This window comes from Acidisoma sp. S159, assembly GCF_009766125.1.
Classification (GTDB): domain Bacteria; phylum Pseudomonadota; class Alphaproteobacteria; order Acetobacterales; family Acetobacteraceae; genus Acidisoma.
Genome location: NZ_LMUG01000070.1, coordinates 1 through 1267 on the forward strand (window position 1 = coordinate 1; position 1267 = coordinate 1267).

The 1267-nt window shown below is 54.9% G+C and carries 1 protein-coding gene; it reads left to right on the forward strand.

The window, feature by feature from the left end; genetic code table 11:
• Window positions 1–720: 720 nt before the first annotated feature.
• A partial coding sequence (locus GSQ92_RS25620) for a hypothetical protein (RefSeq protein ID WP_159014398.1) occupies window positions 721–1267 on the forward strand: 547 nt, incomplete at its 3' end.

A 1267-nucleotide genomic window follows, 5' to 3' on the forward strand; every position in this document is an offset into this window, starting at 1 on the left:
TCTGGGGCACAGTGGCGAACTCCCTCGCTGATCCGAGGCCAGAAAGCACCCCAATTCCATCAAAAGTGAGTCAGAGCCAGATTTGGATGCCGATTGACACCCACTCCTCGAGGCCTCCCCGACAAGCCACCAGGCGCCCATCAGCGAACCGGCCGGCCGCCGTCTCCCATCGCCTTGAAAGACCGTCGCTCAAAGCCCGGCGATCAGCACTCTGATCCGGCCGTCTCGGCACCGCGGCCGCCGAGGCGTTTTGCATCCATCCTGGAGCGGCAGGCCGATCACGGCGGGTTTCGTGTTGCTGCGGCTTAAGCTCGGTGTTCTGGGTAGACTCGCGATTTGCTCCGTCGCTGGCATGCAACCGCTGATACGACGGCCGGGACGGCGCGAAGTTCACCGCATCCGTCCCGCCCCTGCGACCCCTGAACATCCGCAAATTATTTGGAATTTGTGGAATTCCTGGAAATTGCCGCTGACAGAAAAAGGGATATCTGCACCAGATAGTTGCCCGCACGCAGTGACATTCAGCAAAAGTCGCAACGACAACGAAGATACCCCGCATAGGCATCCGTCATTTCCCGAGCTCTACCGATGATTGCAAAGCCCCCTGTCCCTGAATAAGGTGCTCATGGATGGCCAAATACTCGCCGCCCCGGTGATCAACGGGCAGCGCGATGTAGGGCTCTGCATCAAGAATAAGACGGCCTCAAGAAAGGACCCGACATGGCAAAAGAAGACTACTGGTTTATCTGTTACTCTCCATACCACAGGACCAACGCGGCACCACCCAACGGGGTTACTGAGGCCGATGTTGATGCCGATATGAAAATTGTTTCCGCCAACTTCCTTGGGATCCGCACCTATGGCGTAGATGGGGGCAATCAATGGAATGTTGATAAGGCGCGGGCTCACGGAATTCTCAAGATTGCTGTGGGGGTATGGGTTTATCCCGACAGTCCAAAGCAAACCAACACCCAGATTGATTTAGCTTTTAGTCAGATTGAAGCAGCGGCTAAGAAGTATGGCGCATTTGAACACGTTGATCTCGTAATTGGAAATGAGGTCGACCGAGCAGACGTCGCCAAGTACAGCCCGGCAACAATTCAGAATGCTATAGATTACGCGAAGCAGCAGAAACAAAGATACAGCTCAAACCATAGTATTTTCGTCACTACTTGCTTCAGCGGGACAGTCCTAAGAGACCGTTTGAAAATGCTTGTGGCGGCTCGGGGAGGGATGATTCAAGCTCGGGATGTGGACCCGAGAGAAC